This is a genomic window from Variovorax terrae (assembly GCF_022809125.1).
Lineage (GTDB): Bacteria > Pseudomonadota > Gammaproteobacteria > Burkholderiales > Burkholderiaceae_C > Variovorax_A > Variovorax_A terrae.
This window is the reverse complement of the sequence record NZ_JALGBI010000002.1, coordinates 519,060-538,208: the sequence shown is the minus strand read 5'-3', so window position 1 is coordinate 538,208 and position 19,149 is coordinate 519,060. Positions and strand designations below refer to the sequence as shown.

Sequence of the window (19,149 nt, the reverse complement as noted above, 5' to 3'; positions counted from 1 at the left end):
CAGGGGCCATCCGCCCCAAGGACATGTCGCGGCGCAGAGCTTCTGTGAGAGAGGACTGGCGTGCATCTGCCTCGTTTGCAGCCGCGGGGAGGCCCGCCGGGCAGGCGGTGCCTTAACATCGAGCGCATGCCCTCCTCTCTGCATCGCTGGTTCCCCTTCCTCGCCTGGCCCCGCCCCACCCGCCACCTGCTGCACGGCGAGCTGTGGGCCGGCCTCACTGTCGGCCTGATGGTGATCCCGCAGGGCGTGGCCTATGCGGCGCTGGCCGGCATGCCGCTGGTGACGGGCATCTACGCCTCGATGCTGCCCGCGCTGGTTGCGGTGCTGTGGAGTTCGTCCACGCGGCTGTCGGTCGGGCCGACGGCGCTCACCTGCCTGCTGGTGGCGTCCTCGCTCACGGGCCTGGCCGAGCCCGGCAGCCCGCAGTGGATCAACCTGGCCGTCTGGCTCGCGCTGCTGTCGGGCCTGCTGCAGGTGGGGCTGGGCTTCATGCGTTTCGGCTGGCTGCTCAACGTGGTGAGCTCGCCCGTGCTCACCGGCTTCACGCAAGCGGCGGCAGTGCTGATCCTGGCCTCGCAGCTACCCGCGCTGCTGGGTTTCCGGCATGACTGGGCCGGCATGCTCGCGCAGCCTGAAGTGAATCTGGCCGCGGCGGCCTTCGGGCTCGGCAGCCTGGCGGCGCTGGTGCTGGCGCGGCGCTGGTCGCCGCGCTTTCCGGCCGTGGTGCTGGTGGTGGGGCTGAGCGCGGGCCTGAGCGCCGGCCTGGGCTTCGAGGCCTCGGGTGGCAAGGTCGTGGGCGCGCTGGCGGCGGGCCTGCCTTCGTTCTACGTTCCCTCGCTGCTGCCGTGGCAGGCCCTGGGCGAACTGATGGTGCCGGCGCTGGTGATCACGCTGGTGAGCTTCCTCGAAACGGCCTCCAGCGCCAAGGTGGACAGCCAGCGCGGCGGCCACCGCTGGGATCAGGACCAGGACCTGATCGGCCAGGGCCTGGCCAAGATCACCTCGGCCTTCAGCGGCGCGTTTCCCACCAGCTCCTCGTTCTCGCGCTCGGCGCTCAACCTGTTCGCAGGCGCGCAGACCGGCTGGGCCACCCTCGTCTCGGTGGTCGTGGTGCTGCTGGCGCTGCTGCTGCTCACCCCGGTGCTGCACTACGTGCCGCAGTCGGTGCTGGCGGCCGTGGTGGTGGCCGCGATCTACGGCACGCTCAAGCCCGCGGCCTTCGCGCGGCTGTGGCGCGTCTCGCGCGTGGAGGCGGCCACCGGCAGCGTGACCTTCGCCGTCACGGTGCTGAGCGCGCCGCGCCTGTACTGGGGCGTGATCACGGGACTGATGATGGGCCTGCTGCACTTCCTGTACCAGCGCCTGCACCCGCGCATCATCGAAGTGGGCCTGCATCCCGACGGCAGCCTGCGCGACCGCCACCTGTGGCACCTGCCGCCGCTGGCGCCCGGCCTCTATGCCCTGCGCATGGACGCGGAGCTGGACTTCGCCTCGGCCACCAGCCTGGAGCGCGCCATCAGCGACCAGGTCGCGGCGCAGCCCGCGGTGCGCCATGTCTGCCTGTTCGCGCAGCCGATCAACCGCATCGACGCCACCGGGGTGGAGATCTTCGGCCAGATCCGCCAGGTGCTGGCCGCGCGCGGCATCACGCTGCACATCAGCGGCATCAAGCTGCCGGTGGAGACGGTGCTGCGGCGCGCCGGAGAGCTGTCCGAAGGACCGCTGCTGCGCCTGTACCGCACCGATGCCGAGACCATGGCCGCGCTGCAGCAGACCGCCGAGACCTAGCATGCAACCGTGCGTCTTGAATGGCTTCTGCCCCCGGCGCGCTGCAGACACATGCCATGCGAACTGATCCGGGATTGATTTTCAACGGCAAATTGAAACTGATAGCCAATGGGTCTGGGTAGTCCTGGGACTTCGCGTTTCATAGCATGGGGGCCTCTCAAACGAGGAGACATCCATGCAACCCACCATTTCCGTGCTCGCAGCACTCGCACTTGCAACCGCATTCGCCGGCAGCGCCTCGGCCCAGGCGGAAAAGGCCTCGCCGGAGGTCTATGCCCAGCTCCAGGAAGGCGGCGTCGGAGGCATCACGCAGATGCCCGATGGCCGCGTCGTGATCGGCTACCACCCCTTCTACTCACCCAAGGTGCAGGTGGCTCTGTTGAACGCCGACCGCCGCTCGACCACGCCCTACCCGAACCTGGAATGGCAAAGCTGCAAGACCGCCGACGGCCAGTGGAAAGCGGACCTGGACCACTGCCTCGACTGGGTACTGGGCCTGCACACGGACGCCAACGGCATCCTGTGGCTGCTGGACTCGGCAAAAACCACCGACAAGGCGGCCGGCCGGCCCGCCGGCCTGGTGCCCAAGCTGGTGGGCTGGAACACGAAGACCAACAAGCTCGAACGCATCATCAAGCTGGACCCGGCGGCCACCATCACCGAGTCGCAGCACAACGACTTCGTGGTCGATCTCAAGAACCAGGTCATCGTCATTGCCGACGAGGCGATCGGCGAGAACTCCAATGGCGTGGGCGACAAGGCGGCGCTGGTTTTGGTGAGCCTGAAGGACGGCAGCAGCCGGCGGCTGCTGCAAGGCCACGAGAGCATGAAACCCGTGGCCGACCCCATCCGCTGGGACGTCGGCACGCCCACGGCTGGTTCTTTCAAGCTGAGCATCGGCGTCGATGGCATCGCCTTGGACCACCAGAGCGAGTGGCTGTATTTCGCCCCGCTCTCAGGCTACAAGATGTACCGGATGCGCATGGCAGACCTGCTCAACCGCGGACTCACCCAGGCGCAGTTGGCGTCGCGTGTCGAAACCTATGCCGACAAGCCGTTCAACGGCGGCCTGTCCATCGACTCCGCGGGCAACCTGTACCTGACGGAGGTTGGCGAGCGCGCCGTGGGGGTGATCCCGCCCGGCACGCGCACATACCGCCGCCTCGTCACCGATCCCGGCATGGTGTGGCCTGACGGCGTGACCTTCAACAAGGACGGCTACATGTACACCGGCGCCGCGCAGTTGCCGCTGACCAACGTCCTGCAAGCCGATGGAGTCGCCAGGAACAAGGCACCCTACCTGGTCTACCGCTTCAAGCCGCTCGCGCCCGGGATGCCTGGCTTCTAAGCCCTGCGGGCCGCCAGTTCCTCGAACTTGGCGGCCAGGAAGTCCACCATGGCGCGCACGCGCGCGGGCAAAAAACGGTTGCTGGGAAGAATGGCGTTCAGCGGATAGTGCTCGCCGTCCCACTCCGGCAGCAAGCGCACCAGCGCTCCGCTCGCCAGGTCATGAACCAGATCCAGCTCTGACTTGTAGGTAAGGCCCACGCCGGCAAGCGCCCATTGGTGCGCGAGCGCCGCGTCGTCGGCGCCCCGGTCCCCGCTGATGCGCACCTCGGTCCATTCCCCGCCACGCTCGAACCGCCAGGAGACGTAGCGGCGTCCGTTCAGGTGGAACGTCAGGCAGTTGTGCTTGACGAGGTCCTCCGGCGCTTGCGGCGCCCCGCGGCGCGCAAGGTAGGCCGGCGAAGCACACAGCACCCTGCGCGTAGACGCGAGCGGCCGGGCCACCAGCCGCGAATCCACCAAGTCGCCATAGCGCAGCGCCAGATCCATGGAATCGCGCATCACGTCGGCCAGCCGGTCGCTGACCGACAAGCTGATCTGCACGCCGGGATTCAGTGCAAGGAATTCGTCGAACCAGGGCAGCAGCACACTGCGGGCCAGATCCGAGGGCACCGAGATGCGGAGTGTGCCGATCAGGCGAGCGCCGGTATCCAGCAGCTGTGCCTCTCCTTCCTCGAGCAGCTCCAGCGCGCGGTTCGCGTAGTCCAGCAGGGTCTGGCCTTCCACGGTGAGCCGCATCGCGCGCGTTGACCGCTCGAAGAGCCGCGCGCCCAGGAGTGCTTCCAGCCGTTTCAGCATCGCGCTGGCAGCGGCCGGCGTCACCCCCAGTTCGCGCGATGCCGCTGTCAACGAACCTCTGCGCGCCGTTTCCACCAGGACCCTCAGGTCCGCGACATTTTCAATCTTCATTTGAGAATCCTGCGCGATCCGGGCCGGCATATCAAGCCTGGATTTTCAATTCCCGCTTGAAGGTGTTAGTTCCGCCGGCCCCTTACTAGCCTGGATCGCGCCTCCTAGACTGCAGCGTGTCACATCTTGAACTGAGGCAGCACCATGGGAGTTACGCGCCTCGACCACTTCACCCTGCGCACGTCGCTGATGGAGGAGACGCGTCGATTCTTCGAGCAAGTCGCCGGCTTTGCCGTTGGGCCCCGGCCGCCGTTCCAGTTCCCCGGATACTGGTTGTATTCGGGTGGCACAGCCGTGGTGCACCTGGCGCCGCACGACCCCTCGGATGAGCGCCTGGCCGCGTATCTCGGTGATCGCCAAGTGGGCGATGACACCGGGGTGGTGGACCACATTGCGATGCGCTGCACCGACCTGCCGGCGTTCGAGGAGCGTCTAAAGACACAGGGACGCGCCTACCGCGCCCGAACCGTTCCCGCCCTCGAAGAGCATCAGGTTTTCGTGATCGCACCGGGCCGGCTCACCATCGAGTTCATCTTCGACGCCACGGAAACTTCCAGCTGGCACTCGGACGAGGCCGGCATCGCCGTGGACGCGCAATGACCCGGGAGCTGGTCATTGGACAGATCGCGCTGTCTTTCCACGTCGCGAGCGCGGCCGTCGTGCGCGCCATCGTCGAACGCTCGGGCGTCAAGACCTTCACGCGTGAAGCGCCGCACGAAGCCATGTACGCCATGCTGGCGCGCGGCGAGGTGGACATGGTGGTGTCCGCCTGGCTGCCGGGCAGCCACGGCGTCTATGTGGACCCCCTCGAACCTGAATTGCTGAAACTCGGCGTGCTGTATGAGCCCTACGCCATTTGGGGCGTGCCCGGCTATGTGCCGCGCGAACTGGTGGCCCAGGTGGCCGATCTCGCGAAGCCGGAAGTGGCCGCGCGCATGGACAAGCGCATCCAGGGCATCGGGCCAGGCGCGGGCATCAGCCGCTTCTCGCGCGAAATCATGGAGCGCTACAGCCTGAGCGAGCTGGGCTACCAGTTCCACAACGGCACGCTGGCCGACTGCACCGGTGCGTTCGAGCGCGCCTGGCAGGACGGGCGCTGGGCGGTGGTGCCGCTGTGGCATCCGCAGTACCTGCATCACCGCTATGCCATCCGGGAACTCGCGGAGCCCCTCGGGCTGCTGCGTGGCCGCGATGCGGCGACCCTGGTGATGCGGCGGGATGCGGCCCATCTGATCCCCGAGGCCACGTTGCAGCAGTTGCGCCACCTGCACCTGGGCAATGCCGCGGTGGCCGCGCTGGACCATCAGATCAGCGTGGCGGGCCACAGCCCGCAGGAAGCCGCGGCCCATTGGCTGGCGCGCACAACACAAGGTCTTGCAACGTATTGAAGAGGTATTGAAATGAACCGGACCCACTTGCCTGAAACCCGCCTGGCCGCACTCGGCCTGGCCGTGCCCGCCGCCCCCGGCGCCGTGGCCGCCTACGAGCCCTGGCAGCGCGTGGGCTCTCTCGTCACCACCTCGTTCCAGCTGCCCTGGGTCAACGGCAGCCTCGCCCATGTGGGCCGGCTGGGTGAGGCACTGGACACGGAGCAGGGCTACCGGGCCGCGCGCATCTGCGCGCTGAACGGCATCGCGCAGCTCAAGGCCGCGGCGGACGGCGACCTGGGCCGCGTGCGGGTGCTGCGCATCGAGGGCCACGTGGGCTGCGTGGAGGGTTTCTCGCAGATCCCGCAAGTGCTCAACGGCGGCTCCGAACTGATCAACGAGGTGTTCGCGGAGCGTGGCCGGCACGCGCGTACGGCCCTCGGGCACCTGGTGATGCCGCTGAACGTGCCCGTGATGCTCGGCTTCTGGGCCGAGATCCTGGAATGAACCACAACGAAGAGGAGACCCCATGGAAAGAAGAAAACTGCTGCAGGCCGCCGCGCTCGCGGCGCCTGCGGTGCTTGCCGCACCCGCCATCCACGCCCAGGCCCGGGTGCGCTGGCGCCTGGCCTCCAGCTTTCCCAAGTCGCTGGACACCATCTACGGCGCGGCCGAGCTGTTCGGCCGGCGCGTCAAGGAACTCACGGGCGGCGCCTTCGAGATCAGCGTCCATGCGGCGGGCGAACTGGTGCCCGGCCTGCAGGTGATGGACGCGGTAAGCAACGCCACACTGGAGATGGGCCACACCGCCTCCTACTACTACACCGGCAAGAACGACGCGCTCGCCTTCGACTTCGCGCTGCCCTTCGGCCTGAACTCGCGGGCCCAGACCGCCTGGCTGATGCACGGCGGAGGCATGGAGCTGCTGCGCAAGCTCTACGCCGGCTACGGCATCGTCAACTACATGGGCGGCAACACCGGCGCGCAGATGGGCGGCTGGTTCCGCAAGGAAATCAAGACGCCCGCCGACATCAAGGGCAACAAGATGCGCATCGGCGGCCTGGGTGGGCAGGTCTGGGCCGCGATGGGCGGCATTCCCCAGATCATCCCCGCCGGCGAGACCTATGGCGCCATCGAGAAAGGCACGATCGACGCGGCCGAATTCGTGGGGCCGTACGACGACGAGAAGCTCGGTCTGTTCCGGGTGGCCAAGTACTACTACTACCCCGGCTGGTTCGACGGCAGCCCGCAGCTGTCGTTCTACGTGAACCAGAAGGCGCTGGACGCACTGCCCGCCGGCCACCGCCACGCCATCGAGGCCGCGTCGATGGAGGCGCACGTGTGGCTGCAGGCCAGGTACGACACCCAGAACCCCGAGGCGCTCAAGCGCCTGGTGGGCCGGGGCACGCTGCTGCGCGCCTATCCGCGCGCCGTGCTCGACGAAGCCTTCAAGGCCGCGCAGTCGATCAACGCGGAGATCTCCGCCAGGAACGCCGAATTCAAGGGCCTGCACGCCTCCTGGGACAAGTTCCGCCACGAAAGCTCGATGTGGTTCCGAGTCGCCGAGAACACGCAGGACGACTACCTCGCGGCCGCCCTGCGGCCGTGAAATCCATGGGCCGCCTGTGCCGCATACGCCGCACCTGGCTCACGCGGGCGGCGCGGCCCCACCTGGGCCCTCCCGGCGCCATGAGCGCGATGCCCACCAGGCGTCGGCGTTCGTGGAACCGAACATGATCCCCCGGCGTGCCTGAGCCGTTGGCCGCTCTGGGGGATTTTCAATGGGCGATTGAATTTGTTAGCGCAACCACCTGGCTTATCAAACCGGCCCAGATAGCCGACAGTGCAGTTCTCTCCATTTCCTCGCACTGTCATGAAAGCTGTTGGCTACTTTGAACCGCTCCCCATCGACCAGGAAGCTTCGCTGGTTGACATCGAGCTTCCCATTCCGCCACTGCGGCCCTTCGACCTGCTGGTGCGCGTGCAAGCTGTGTCGGTGAACCCGGTGGACACCAAGCTGCGGCGTGGCGCCAAGCCCGCGGCCGGTGAACCGCGCATCCTGGGTTTCGACGCCGCCGGTCTGGTCGAGGCCGTGGGGCCGCACGTCACCCGCTTCAAGCCGGGCGACCGCGTCTTCTATGCCGGCGCCATCGACCGGCCGGGCACGAATGCCGAGCTGCATGCGGTGGATGAACGCATCGCCGGCCGCGCGCCCGCGACGCTGGATGACGCGGAGGCCGCCGCCCTTCCGCTCACCGCCATTACCGCATGGGAACTGCTGTTCGACCGGCTGCGCGTCGGCCGCGGCGGCGGGCAGGGCCAGACGCTGCTGGTGCTGGGCGGCGCCGGCGGTGTCGGCTCCATCCTGGTCCAGCTCGCCCGGCGCCTCACTTCGCTGCGCGTGATCGCGACGGCGTCGCGCGAAGAGACGCGGCAATGGTGCCTGGAGATGGGCGCGCACGACGTGATCGACCATTCGCGGCCGCTGCGCCGCCAGATCGAGGAGCTGGGCCTGGCCTATGTGGACAAGGTGGCCAGCCTGACGGAAACCGACCGGCATTTCGCGGCCCTGGTGGACATCACCGCGCCGCAGGGGCAGATCGCGCTGATCGACGACCCGCAGTCGCTTGATGCCACGCTGCTCAAGCGCAAGTCCATCTCGCTGCACTGGGAGCTGATGTTCACCCGCACGCTGTTCGGCACGCCCGACCTGGCGGAGCAGGGCCGCCTGCTGGACGAGGTGGCGCAGCTGGTGGACCGCGGCGAACTGCGCACCACGGCCGGCCAATCCTTCGGCAGCATCAACGCCAAGAACCTCAGGCAGGCGCATGCCTGGATCGAATCGGGCCAGGCGCGCGGCAAGTGCGTGCTGGCCGGCTTCGTGTGAAACGCGGGCAGCCTCACACCACGGCACACCACGCACGACGGAAATCACCATGAAGACAATCACCGCCCTGGCCCTCGCCTCCCTCGCGTTCGCGATGGCTTCCCGCACCGCCCACGCCGCCGACTTCGAGCTGGGCAGCCGGGCCATCCAGCAAGGCGGCGCGATCGGCGCCGCGCACTACTGGAACAACTTCGGCTGCAGCGGCGGCAACGTCATGCCCGACCTGGCCTGGCAGGGCGCGCCGGCCGACACCAGGAGCTTTGCAGTGACCTTCTACGACAAGGACGCGCCCACCGGCAGCGGCTTCTGGCACTGGGTCGTCTACGACATTCCGGCGGATACCCGCGCCCTGGCCGGCGGCGTCAATGGCGGCCCGCTGCCCAGCGGCGCCGTGGAAGGCCACACAGACCTCGGCAAACCGGGCTATCTCGGTCCCTGCCCGCCTGTCGGCCGCCAACATACCTACGTGTACACCGTGCACGCCTTGAAGGTGGACAAGTTGCCTGTCGACAAGGCGGCGACGCCCGCGCTCGTGGGCTTCCTTCTCTGGCAGAACACCCTCGACAAGACCTCGCTGAGCGTGCTGGCTGGCCCGAGGTAAGCGGCTTGCGGCGCGGCCTGGCTTGCTGTCGGGCCCTAATCCGCCAAAGCAGCCCGGACGCGCTCGCGCAGCGCCGGCAGCAGCTCCGCCTCGAACCAGGGGTTGCGCCGCAGCCAGAGGTTGTTGCGCGGGCTGGGATGCGGCAGCGGCAGCAGGCCCGCGTCCCAGCCGCGGCGCCAGTCGCGCACCGTCTCGGTCAGCGGCCGCTTCGGCCCGCCCAGATGCCAGGCCTGCGCATACTGGCCCACCAGCAGCGTGAGCTGCAGGTGGCGCAGCTGCGCCAGCAGCGGCGCGCGCCAGGCCGGCGCGCATTCGGGGCGCGGCGGCAGGTCGCCCGAGCGGCCAGTGCCGGGGTAGCAGAAGCCCATGGGCAGGATGGCCACCTGGCGCGGGTCGTAGAACACCTCGCGGCCAAGGCCCAGCCAGTCGCGCAGGCGCTCGCCGCTGGCGTCGTCGAACGGGATGCCCGAGGCATGCACCTTGCGCCCCGGCGCCTGCCCCGCAATCAGCAGCCGCGCCCGCGGGTGCAGCTGCAGCACCGGCCGCGGCCCCAGCGGCAGCTGCGGCGCGCACAGCGTGCAGGCGCGCACCTCGGCCAGCAGGGCGTCGCAGCGGGTCATGGCGGGCTCAGGCGCCGGCGCCCTTGCGCGCCGTGACCTCGATCTCGATGCGCATGCGCGGATCGAGCAACTGGGCCGAGATCATCATCGCGGCCGGCCGCACCTCGCCGAAGTACTTGCGCAGCACCGGCCAGCACTGGGGAAAGTCGGGGCCATGGGGCAGCACGTAGGTCACGCGCACCACGTCGCGCAGGCTGGCGCCGGCCTGCTGCAGCGCAGCCTCGATGTTCTTCAGGCACTGCTCGGTCTGCTCGGGCAGGCCTTCGGCGATGGTCATGCTGGCGTAGTCGAAGCCCGTGGTGCCCGAGACGAACACCCAGTCGCCGTCGACCACGGCGCGCGAATAGCCGATCTCCTGCTCGAAGGTGGAACCGGAACTGATGAGGCGGCGGGTCATGCAAACTCCTTGGGGATGGGGGGAATGGCAGCGCCTCGCCCCACAGCGAGGCCCAGGCCTGGCGCAGGCCCAGCAGGTGGACCGCGCCATACAGCAGGCAGATCGCCGAACTCCAGAGCGCGAAGGGGGTGATGCGCCGGCCGGCGGCTGCCAGCGCGGGCACGAACAGCAGGCCGCGCAGCAGGTAGATGGCGGTGATCAGGCCGAGCGCGGCGCGCCGGCCCGGCAGCGGCGCCAGGGCGCCCGCGGCCGACAGCGCATAGGCGGCCCACACGAACAGCACGGCGGCGATCGCCAGCGTGACCGCGGCCGGGTAGCCGCGGCCGGCTGCGGCGGCCGAGGCCATGCGCTCGCCCGCGCCGAAGAAGCGGTACCAGGCCGGACCGCCCGCGATGATGGCCAGGTGCAGCAGCGCCGCGGCGGCGCTCAGGCCGGCGGCCAGCAGCAGGGGGAGGTTGTAGGCTGTGCTCATTCGGTCAGCTCCGCGCAGCGCGCTGCGGCAGGCGCCCCCGGAGAACGGCCCGGCGGCGCATGCCGCGATTCTCCCCGAAAGCCGCCAGCGCCCGCGATGCCGGCGATTTTTGAATCAAATCGGCCGGATGTCCTTGTCCTCTGGTCATTTTTTGCTATCAATAGAGGAGCACCCTGCGCTCAGAGCCGGAACACCGGCAGGTGCAGCGGCCAGACGATGGCGCAGCCGCGCATCGCAGCCACCGTGGCCAGGCCGAAACCGAAGGCCCAGGGGCGCCGCACGCCGACGGCCTGCAGCAGCAGGTACAGCGCGATGCCGGCGATCGCCGCGGTGGCATAGATGTCGCCGCGCAGCAGCAGCGGCACCTTGGCCGTGAGCACGTCGCGCAGCACGCCGCCGGCGGCCCCGGACATCGTGCCCATCAGCACCACGACGAGCGCCGGCAGCCGCGCGGCCTCGGCGATCTGCGCCCCCGACAGCGCGAACAGCGCCAAGCCCAGCGCATCGGCCCACAGCAGCGTGCCCATCGGCGGCGGATAGACACGCACGTAGAGCATGGTCAGCAGCGCCGTGAGCAGGATCACGTAGAGCGGGTTCGGGTCGCGCATCCAGAAGACCGGATGGCGGCCCATCAGCAGGTCGCGCAGCGTGCCGCCGCCGATGGCGGTGAGGGCCGCGATCACCACCACGCCCAGCAGGTCCAGCCCCGCGTAGCCCGCGGCCAGCGTGCCGCTGACGGCGAACACCGCCACGCCGAGCAGGTCGAGCCAGTAGAAAACCTTGCGCCCCAGGGGATGGGAGACACCATGCATGCGAAGCCTCGCGGAAAATGCACCAACCGGCTTTGTAGCGCATTAGGGCCTGTTCACCCTATTTTTGCCAGATGCGTTGCGGAGCAAAAAGGTCATGCGCAAGGCGCGAAACGCAGCCGGGGTTGGCCCCCGGCAAGGCTTCGCAACGCGGCGCATGGCCTTTTTGGCCGCAACCCGCAGGGAACGGGGTGAAAACAGCGCCACTCGGCGTTGCCCTCCTAGCCCAGCCGTCCAGGCTGGGCGTCGTCAGGCGCCTTGATTGGCGCTGTTTTCACCTCGTTCGCACTGGTAAAAATAGGGTGAACAGGCCCTAGGCGCCGGCCGTGACGATCCATCCTTCGAGCGGGTCGAGCCCCTCGGGCAGGCCGTAGCGCGGCGCGCCCTGCTGCTGGGCCCAGGCCGCCTGCAGCAGGCACAGCGCGGCGTCCAGGCTGTCGCCGCTGGCATCGGCCGCCAGCGCGTCGCGCTGCGCGTGGCTGAGCTTGAGGCGCAACCCCAGCCGGGTCTGGCCATGCTCCAGCGCGGTGATCAGGTCCTTGCGCGCGATCAGGCGCTCGGGTGTCTGCTGGGCCCGGTCGTCGCTCTTGTAGCTGCGCCGGCCCAGCACCTCGCGCGCCAGCAGGCCGGGGTAGCCTTCGAGCGCCACCCGCGCGCGGTCGCCCGCGTGCAGGCCCGGCAGGTGCACGCCGGCGGCCAGCAGCCGCGGCACGCCCGCATGCAGCATGTAGGCCACCGGCGGGTTGACCCATTTCATCGAGGGGCTGGCGCCCGCGGGAACGTCGCAGGCGCGGTGCGCGAACTTCTTCCCCACCGGCCGCGCATCGCAGAACGCGGCGAAGGTGGCGCGGATCTGCTCGCGGCTGAGCGCCGCGTAGTGGCGCATGCAGGCTTCCCAGGTGCGCGGCCAGCCGAGCTGCTCGACCAGCTCGCGCGGCAGGCCGAACGGGAAATCGAACGCGCCGATCCACGGCCCCGGCTGGCCGAGCCACTGCGCCCAGTCGTCGAGCGATGCGAAACGCTCCATTTTTGATAGCACGATACGTCCACCCGACGCGGACCCCTGGGCTAAAACAATGGTTTTCCGGGCCATGGGGCGGCTTGAGAAGTCGCAGCCCACGAGCAGCGGCGCGGCGGGCACGGGCGAGGCCATGGGCAATGCGCTCTCAGCCCAGGGCCAGGGCCATCACGCCCACGGCGATGCAGGCGGCGCCCACCAGGCGCAGCGCGCGGTCGCCCTCGCCCAGCAGGTGGCCGCCGATCAGCGCCGCGAACAGCATCGACACCTCGCGCGCCGGCGCCACGTGCGACAGCGGCGCCACCTGCACCGCGTACAGCACCAGCACATAGGACACCGGGCTGATGATGCCCACCAGCACCGCGTACTTCCATTGCTGGCGCCACAGCGCGGCGGCGGCCGGGCGGTCGCGCAGCACGGTGGGCACCAGGAACACCAGGCGCACCAGGTTGCCGATGTAGTCGAGCAGGATCGGCGACATCAGCACGAACTTGACCGCGTAGCCGTCCACCACGGTGTAGCTCGCGATGAAGGCGCCCGTGAGCAGGCCGTAGACCATGCCCTTGCGCACGCGCCGCGCGCGGGCCGGGTCGTGCGTGGCCTTCCACAGGCCGGGCCCGCCCGCGATCAGGAACACGCCCACCACCACGCCCGCGATGCCGAGCACGCCCAGCGCCGAGATCTGCTCGCCCAGCAGCACGATGGCCACCAGCGAGGACAGCAGCGGCCCCGAGCCGCGCGCCAGCGGGTAGACCACCGTGAGATCGGCCTTGCGGTAGCCGCGCAGCAGGGTGATGTAGTAGATGGTGTGCAGCGCGGCGCTGGCCACCAGCAGCAGCCACTCGAGGCGGCCCCAGCGCGGCAGTTCCTGCACGCCGAGCCACAGGCCCAGCGGCGCCCAGAACACCATCATCACCAGGCCGGTGAAGGCGGCGAAGCGCGCGTCGCCGCCGGCCTTCTTGGCCGCGATGTTCCAGCTGGCGTGGATCAGTCCGGCGAGGATGACGAGGACGAGGGCTTGTAATGGCATGGCGCAGGAGAATGCAACGGGAGCGGCGGCCGCAACAGGAACGGAGGCGTCAGGCTGACCGGCCTGCCCCTGGCCCGCGCAGCGCGGCCCACCCGGAAAACACCGCGGAACCGGCTTGGCCGGGCCGCCGGTGTTGCCCCCTCGCAGGGGGGAGGCGTAGCGAAGCGCAGCCTGGGGGTGAGCCTGTCACGCCCGGCCGATGATGGACGCGGTGGCCATCAGCTCTTCCAGCAGGGCCAGCGACACCTTGCCCGAGACGGCATAGGGATCGAGCTCGGGCTTCTCGGAGTACTTGAGCAGGATGGAGTGGTTGAGCTTGGACAAATTGACCTGCCCCATGGTCCAGCCGCCGAAGCGGCGCTCGGAAATCTCTTCGTAGTGCAGCAGGGCCACGTCCTTGTGGCGCACGTCCTTCTGGATGTGGCCGAACAGGTCGCTCACCGCCATGCGGCCGCCCTCGATGGCCTGCAGGAAGATGCCGCCGCCGTAGCACAGGATGCCGGTGATGCCGCACGAGGGGTTGTGCAGGCGCGACTGCGTGAGGATGGCCTCGATCGCCGCGGGGCTGTTGTCCACCGCGCGGCTGGCGTAGAGCAGGCGTACCAGCATGTCAGTGCCCGCCCGGCCGCCCGAAGGGCACGGAGCGCCCCCTCGGGGGGCAGGGAGCGAAGCGAGCGTGGGGGCAGTTCATGCTAGTCCTTTCCGGGAATCAGCGAGAGGAATTCGCGGCGCAGCGCCGGGTCCTTGAGGAACACGCCGCGCATGACGGAGTTGATCATCTTGCTGTCCATCTCCTTCACGCCGCGCCAAGCCATGCAGTAGTGGCTGGCCTGCATCACGATGGCCAGGCCGTCGGGCTGGGTTTTTTCCTGGATCAGGTCGGCCAGTTGCACCACGGCCTCTTCCTGGATCTGCGGGCGCCCCATCACCCACTCGGCCAGGCGCGCGTACTTGGACAGGCCGATCACGTTGGTGTGCTCGTTGGGCATCACGCCGATCCAGATCTTGCCGATGACCGGGCAGAAATGGTGGCTGCAGGCGCTGCGCACGGTGATCGGGCCGACGATCATCAGCTCGTTCAGGTGCTCGGCGTTGGGAAACTCGGTGATGGCGGGGGCCTCGACGTAGCGGCCCTTGAACACCTCGTTGACGTACATCTTGGCCACGCGGCGCGCGGTGCTGTGCGTGTTGTGGTCGCTGTCGGTGTCGATCACCAGGCTGTCGAGCACGCCCTTCATCTTGTCGGTCACCTCGTCGAGCAGCTTCTCCAGCTCGCCGGGCTCGATGAAGGCGGCGATGTTGTCGTTGGAGTGGAAGCGCTTGCGCGCGGCGGCCAGGCGTTCGCGGATCTTCACGGAGACGGGCGTGCCCTCGTCGCCCTGCTGGCCAGCAGGGACAGGGCTCATGCCAGGGGGTATCTTCATAAGCATCCAGACATGGTATCAGCGATCGGATTCTAAGGTTTTTTCTGCGGATGTCCGCGTCGGATGGTCTTTTTTTGCTATCAATTCAATAGCGCATCCCGATCGCGAACAGCGCCAGCCGCATCAGGCCGAAGGCCACGCGGTCGAGCGCGCGCTGCAGCAACGGGCGGTGGGCGTAGTCGGCCGGGTCGATGCGCCGGCCCTCCTCGGCCATGGCGCGCACCAGCCGCTCGCGCAGCGGCTGGGCGAAGGCCGGGCCCTCCACCACCACGTTGGCCTCGCGCGCCAGCAGCAGGCTCAGCGGGTCGAGGTTGGACGAGCCGACCGTGGCCCAGTGCCCGTCGATCACCGCCACCTTGGCATGCAGGAAGCTGGGCTCGTACTCGTAGATCTCCACGCCCGCGCCCAGCAGCGCCCCGTAGACCGGGCGCGCGGCGTGGTACTGCATGAAGTACTCGTAGCGGCCCTGCAGCAGCAGCTGCACCTTGACGCCGCGGCGCGCCGCCATGATGAGCGCGCGGCGCACCTTGCCGCCCGGCAGGAAATAGGCATTGGCGATGATGACCTCGTGCCGCGCCGCGCCGATGGCCCGGCGGTAGGCCCGCTCGATGCGCACGCGGTGGCGGAAGTTGTCGCGCAGCAGCAGCCCCGCCTTCTCCGCGGCCGCCGGGCCGCGCGCGGGGCCGGCCCCGTGGCGCGCTTCGGCCGCCAGCGCGCTGCTGGCGCGCATGGCCTGCCAGGCGCCGCCGAAGTCGCGCAGGCGCGCCTCGCGCAGCGCCTGCATGCGCCACCAGAGCTGGCCGGTGACCGCGTGCACGTCGGCCACCAGCGGGCCGGTGACGCGCACGCAGAAGTCGAAGCGCGGCGCCGCCAGCGTGCCGTAATTGGGGTCGTAGTAGTCGTCCAGCACGTTGATGCCGCCGCAATAGGCCACGCGGCCGTCGATCACGCCGAGCTTGCGGTGCAGCCGGCGCCAGCGCGTGGGGTTGAGCAGCCCCAGCGGGCCGAGCCGCGAGAACACGCGCCAGCGCACGCCGGCCTGTTCGAAGCGGCTGCGCCAGCTGGCGGGCAGCCGGCCCGTGCCGACGCCGTCGACCGTGAGCTGCGTCACCACGCCGCGGCGCGCGGCCCGGATCAGCGCCTCGGCCACCTGGCTGCCGCTGCCGTGGAAGTCGAAGATGTAGGTTTCCAGCCGCACCTCGAACCGCGCCTCGTCCATGTCGGCCACCAGGGCCGCGAAGAACGCCTGCGCGCCCTGCAGCAACTCGAGGTGGTGGCCGGGGCGCAGCTGCAGGGGCATGTCAGTGCCCGCCCCGCCGCTCGGAAGGTGCCGCAAGACGGCGGGGGCGGTGGCGGCGCGAGCGGTTCATGCCGGGGCGGGGTGGGAACGGGCCCTAGGACGCCGCGGCATCCACGGCGAACTCGGCGATCACCGGCAGGTGGTCCGACATGCGCCACCAGATGCGCCCGCGCGGCACGTAGGCCGTCATGGGGGTCAGCCCGCGCACGTAGATGCGGTCCATGTAGAGCACGGGCGCGCGCGACGGAAAGGTGGGCAGGCGCAGCCCCTCGAAGGTCTGCAGGCCGATGTCGTGCATGGGCCGGTGCAGCTTCTCGCCCCAGTCGTTGAAATCGCCGGCCACCACCATGGGCGCATCGTGCGGGATTTCGCGCTCGATGAAGCGCTCGATCTGCGCCATCTGCCGCTTGCGGCTGGCCGGCACCAGGCCGAGGTGCACCACGATCACGTGCACGCCCACGCCATGCACCTGCAGGCTCACGTGCAGCAGGCCGCGCTGCTCGAAGCGGTGGTCCGACATGTTCTCGTGCTGGTGCGCCATCACCGGCCAGCGCGACAGCAGCGCATTGCCGTGCTCGCCGTGGCGCGTGACGGCGTTGGTGCGGTAGACCGACTCGTAGCCCTCGGGCGCCAGGAATTCCGCCTGCGGCAGCTCGGGCCAGCGCGCGAAATGCTTCTGCTCGCGCAGGTGCTGCTTGCGCACCTCCTGCAGGCACACGATGTCGGCGTCGAGCTGCTCCACGGCGTGCACCAGGTTGTGGATTTCCAAGCGCCGGTTCGGCCCGAAGCCCTGCACCCCCTTGTGGATGTTGTAGGTGGCGACGCGAAGAACGTTCATGCCGTAAATTGTGGCAGCATCAGGATGGCTTCGGCGTTGGAGGGGGAAAAACAGGCATCGGCCGCCTCGCGCCAGGGCAGCCAGCGCTGCGCCGTGTGCTCGCGCGGGTTGAGCGCCACCGGCGTGCCGGCCGGCACGCACAGCCCGAACACGCGCTCGGTGTTGCGCGAGACCCCGGGCGCATAGCGGGACTGCCAGCGCGGGTAGATGTCATAGACGTTCTCCAGCCCCCAGTCGCGCAGCCCGGCCGCCAGCCGCGAGCCCTCGGCGCAGTCGATGCCGGTCTCCTCGGCCACCTCGCGCACCGCCGTCTCGCGCCAGGCTTCCCCGGCCCGGTCCTTGCTGCCGGTGACCGACTGCCAGAAGGCCGCGGCGTCGGCACGCTGGATCAGCAGCACCTCCAGTGCCGGGGTGTGGATCACCACCAGCACGGACTCGGGGATCTTGAACGGTCGGGTCATGAAAAAAGGGCGCTCCAGGGGCGCCCTTTCATTCTGCCTCAGGCCCGCTTCAGGCGGCCTGGGTGTTGCGCAGCTTGATGTGCAGCTCGCGCAGCTGCTTCTCGTCCACCGGCGCCGGCGCCTGCGTGAGCAGGTCCTGCGCGCGCTGGGTCTTGGGGAAGGCGATCACGTCGCGGATCGACTCGGCGCCGGTCATCAGCGTGACGATGCGGTCCAGGCCGAAGGCCAGGCCGCCGTGCGGCGGCGCGCCGTACTGCAGCGCGTCGAGCAGGAAGCCGAACTTGTGCTGCGCATCCTCGGGGCTGATCTTGAGCGCGCTGAACACCTTGCTCTGCACCTCGGCGCGGTGGATGCGCACCGAGCCGCCGCCGAGTTCCCAGCCGTTGAGCACCATGTCGTAGGCCTTGGCGACGCATTCCTCGGGCGCGGTGTCCATCAGGTCCTCGTGGCCGTCCTTGGGGGCCGTGAACGGGTGGTGCACGGCGCTCCAGCGCTGGGCTTCCTCGTCGAACTCGAACATCGGGAAATCCACCACCCACAGCGGGCGCCAGGCTTTTTCGAACAGGCCGTTCTTCTTGCCGAACTCGCTGTGGCCGACCTTGAGGCGCAGCGCGCCGATGGCGTCGTTGACGATCTTGGCCTTGTCGGCGCCGAAGAACAGCAGGTCGCCGTCCTGCGCGCCGGTGCGTTTGAGGATCTCGGCGATGGCCGCGTCGTGCAGGTTCTTCACGATCGGCGACTGCAGGCCCTCGCGGCCCTTGGCGATTTCGTTGACCTTGATCCAGGCCAGGCCCTTGGCGCCGTAGATCTTCACGAACTCGGTGTAGCCGTCGATCTCGCCGCGGCTCATGCCGCTGCCTTCCTTCGCCCCGCCCGGCACGCGCAGCGCGACCACGCGGCCGCCTTTCATGGTGGCGGGCGTGGAGAATACCTTGAAATCGACGTCGGCCATAGCATCGGTAAGTTCGGTGAACTCGAGCTTGACGCGCAGGTCGGGCTTGTCGGAGCCGTAGCGGTGCATCGCCTCCGAGTACGGCATGACCGGGAACTCGCCGAGATCAACGCTCAGTGTGTTCTTGAACACGGTCTTGATCATGCCCTGGAACATGTCGCGGATCTCTTCCTCGCCGAGGAACGAGGTCTCGATGTCGATCTGCGTGAACTCGGGCTGGCGGTCGGCGCGCAGGTCCTCGTCTCGGAAGCACTTGGTGATCTGGTAGTAGCGGTCGAAGCCGGCCACCATCAGCAGCTGCTTGAACAGCTGGGGCGACTGCGGCAGCGCGAAGAACATGCCGTCGTGCACGCGGCTGGGCACCAGGTAGTCGCGCGCGCCTTCGGGCGTGGACTTGCCGAGCATCGGTGTCTCGATGTCGACGAAGCCGTGGGCGTCGAGGAACTTGCGCACCTCCATCGCCACGCGGTAGCGCAGCATCAGGTTGTTCTGCATGTAGGGGCGGCGCAGGTCGAGCACGCGGTGCGTCAGGCGCGTGGTCTCGCTGAGGTTGTCGTCGTCGAGCTGGAACGGCGGCGTGACCGACGGGTTGAGCACCGTCAGCTCATGGCACAGCACCTCGATCCTGCCACTCTTGAGGTGCTCGTTGGCGGTGCCCTCGGGGCGCGCGCGCACCAGGCCCTTGATCTGCACGCAGAACTCGTTGCGCAGGTCTTCGGCCACCTTGAACATCTCGGCCCGGTCGGGGTCGCACACCACCTGCACATAGCCTTCGCGGTCGCGCAGGTCGACGAAGATCACGCCGCCATGGTCGCGCCGGCGGTTGACCCAGCCGCACAGGGTCACGGTTTGGCCCATCAGGGCTTCGGTCACGAGACCGCAATAGTGGGAACGCATAGCCATACTGAATTTCCAGCGCCGACGGGGCG

20 protein-coding genes are annotated in these 19,149 nt (G+C 69.0%); 8 read left to right on the top strand and 12 right to left on the bottom strand.

Annotated elements, in window-relative coordinates:
* Nucleotides 1–126: 126 nt before the first annotated feature.
* Nucleotides 127–1,788, top strand: coding sequence for a SulP family inorganic anion transporter (locus MMF98_RS17995; RefSeq protein WP_243308194.1), 1,662 nt, complete (start codon nucleotides 127–129; stop codon nucleotides 1,786–1,788).
* Between the two features lie 175 nt (nucleotides 1,789–1,963).
* The gene (locus MMF98_RS17990) at nucleotides 1,964–3,136 is read left to right on the top strand and encodes a major royal jelly family protein (RefSeq protein WP_243308193.1); all 1,173 of its coding nucleotides are present in this window, start codon (nucleotides 1,964–1,966) and stop codon (nucleotides 3,134–3,136) included.
* Here MMF98_RS17990 and MMF98_RS17985 read toward each other — a convergent pair.
* The gene (locus MMF98_RS17985; RefSeq protein ID WP_243308191.1) at nucleotides 3,133–4,044 is read right to left on the bottom strand and encodes a LysR family transcriptional regulator; all 912 of its coding nucleotides are present in this window, start codon (nucleotides 4,042–4,044) and stop codon (nucleotides 3,133–3,135) included. The two genes, MMF98_RS17990 and MMF98_RS17985, sit on opposite strands and share 4 nt — an antisense overlap.
* A 144-nt stretch (nucleotides 4,045–4,188) precedes the next feature.
* Between MMF98_RS17985 and MMF98_RS17980 the strand changes: the two genes are divergently transcribed.
* From MMF98_RS17980 to MMF98_RS17955, 6 genes are all read left to right on the top strand, one after another.
* Entirely contained in the window at nucleotides 4,189–4,644 is a 456-nt protein-coding gene (locus MMF98_RS17980; RefSeq protein ID WP_243308189.1) for a VOC family protein, read from the top strand.
* The gene (locus MMF98_RS17975) at nucleotides 4,641–5,432 is read left to right on the top strand and encodes a glycine betaine ABC transporter substrate-binding protein (RefSeq protein WP_243308188.1); all 792 of its coding nucleotides are present in this window, start codon (nucleotides 4,641–4,643) and stop codon (nucleotides 5,430–5,432) included. The genes MMF98_RS17980 and MMF98_RS17975 overlap by 4 nt, the downstream gene beginning before the upstream one ends.
* A 12-nt stretch (nucleotides 5,433–5,444) precedes the next feature.
* Nucleotides 5,445–5,918 carry a RidA family protein gene (locus tag MMF98_RS17970; RefSeq protein ID WP_243308186.1) on the top strand — a complete coding sequence of 158 codons (474 nt, stop codon included), beginning with the start codon at nucleotides 5,445–5,447 and terminating at the stop codon, nucleotides 5,916–5,918.
* Nucleotides 5,919–5,940: 22 nt separating this feature from the next.
* On the top strand, nucleotides 5,941–7,020 hold the full coding sequence (locus MMF98_RS17965) for a TRAP transporter substrate-binding protein (RefSeq protein WP_243308184.1): 1,080 nt from the start codon (nucleotides 5,941–5,943) through the stop codon (nucleotides 7,018–7,020).
* A gap of 264 nt (nucleotides 7,021–7,284) precedes the next feature.
* On the top strand, nucleotides 7,285–8,298 hold the full coding sequence (locus MMF98_RS17960; protein WP_243308182.1) for a zinc-binding alcohol dehydrogenase family protein: 1,014 nt from the start codon (nucleotides 7,285–7,287) through the stop codon (nucleotides 8,296–8,298).
* Nucleotides 8,299–8,347: 49 nt separating this feature from the next.
* A complete protein-coding gene (locus MMF98_RS17955; protein WP_243308181.1) occupies nucleotides 8,348–8,899 on the top strand; it encodes a YbhB/YbcL family Raf kinase inhibitor-like protein in 552 nt (183 codons plus the stop codon).
* A 35-nt stretch (nucleotides 8,900–8,934) separates the two neighbouring features.
* Here MMF98_RS17955 and MMF98_RS17950 read toward each other — a convergent pair whose 3' ends face one another.
* From MMF98_RS17950 to aspS, 11 genes are all read right to left on the bottom strand, one after another.
* Nucleotides 8,935–9,519: a uracil-DNA glycosylase family protein gene (locus tag MMF98_RS17950; RefSeq protein WP_243308179.1), complete on the bottom strand. Its 585-nt coding sequence runs from the start codon at nucleotides 9,517–9,519 to the stop codon at nucleotides 8,935–8,937.
* Between the two features lie 7 nt (nucleotides 9,520–9,526).
* Nucleotides 9,527–9,916, bottom strand: coding sequence for a RidA family protein (locus MMF98_RS17945; RefSeq protein ID WP_243308173.1), 390 nt, complete (start codon nucleotides 9,914–9,916; stop codon nucleotides 9,527–9,529).
* A 651-nt stretch (nucleotides 9,917–10,567) separates the two neighbouring features.
* Complete coding sequence (locus MMF98_RS17940) at nucleotides 10,568–11,200, bottom strand: trimeric intracellular cation channel family protein (protein WP_243308171.1); 633 nt, start codon at nucleotides 11,198–11,200, stop codon at nucleotides 10,568–10,570.
* A gap of 310 nt (nucleotides 11,201–11,510) precedes the next feature.
* A complete protein-coding gene (locus tag MMF98_RS17935; RefSeq protein ID WP_243308169.1) occupies nucleotides 11,511–12,350 on the bottom strand; it encodes a DUF429 domain-containing protein in 840 nt (279 codons plus the stop codon).
* A gap of 13 nt (nucleotides 12,351–12,363) precedes the next feature.
* Complete coding sequence (locus tag MMF98_RS17930; RefSeq protein WP_243308167.1) at nucleotides 12,364–13,245, bottom strand: DMT family transporter; 882 nt, start codon at nucleotides 13,243–13,245, stop codon at nucleotides 12,364–12,366.
* A gap of 186 nt (nucleotides 13,246–13,431) precedes the next feature.
* Nucleotides 13,432–13,854 (bottom strand): BLUF domain-containing protein, encoded by a 423-nt coding sequence (locus MMF98_RS17925; RefSeq protein ID WP_243308165.1) that lies wholly within the window; start codon nucleotides 13,852–13,854, stop codon nucleotides 13,432–13,434.
* 83 nt (nucleotides 13,855–13,937) lie between these two features.
* Nucleotides 13,938–14,651, bottom strand: coding sequence for a GTP cyclohydrolase I (gene folE, locus MMF98_RS17920; protein ID WP_243308163.1), 714 nt, complete (start codon nucleotides 14,649–14,651; stop codon nucleotides 13,938–13,940).
* A gap of 103 nt (nucleotides 14,652–14,754) precedes the next feature.
* The gene (gene clsB / locus MMF98_RS17915; RefSeq protein WP_243308156.1) at nucleotides 14,755–15,969 is read right to left on the bottom strand and encodes a cardiolipin synthase ClsB; all 1,215 of its coding nucleotides are present in this window, start codon (nucleotides 15,967–15,969) and stop codon (nucleotides 14,755–14,757) included.
* A gap of 94 nt (nucleotides 15,970–16,063) precedes the next feature.
* A complete protein-coding gene (locus tag MMF98_RS17910; protein ID WP_243308155.1) occupies nucleotides 16,064–16,807 on the bottom strand; it encodes an endonuclease/exonuclease/phosphatase family protein in 744 nt (247 codons plus the stop codon).
* Nucleotides 16,804–17,268 carry a dihydroneopterin triphosphate diphosphatase gene (nudB, locus tag MMF98_RS17905; RefSeq protein ID WP_243308154.1) on the bottom strand — a complete coding sequence of 155 codons (465 nt, stop codon included), beginning with the start codon at nucleotides 17,266–17,268 and terminating at the stop codon, nucleotides 16,804–16,806. Before nudB ends, MMF98_RS17910 begins: the two co-directional genes overlap by 4 nt.
* A 49-nt stretch (nucleotides 17,269–17,317) precedes the next feature.
* Nucleotides 17,318–19,123, bottom strand: coding sequence for an aspartate--tRNA ligase (gene aspS, locus MMF98_RS17900; RefSeq protein ID WP_243308153.1), 1,806 nt, complete (start codon nucleotides 19,121–19,123; stop codon nucleotides 17,318–17,320).
* Nucleotides 19,124–19,149: the final 26 nt, after the last annotated feature.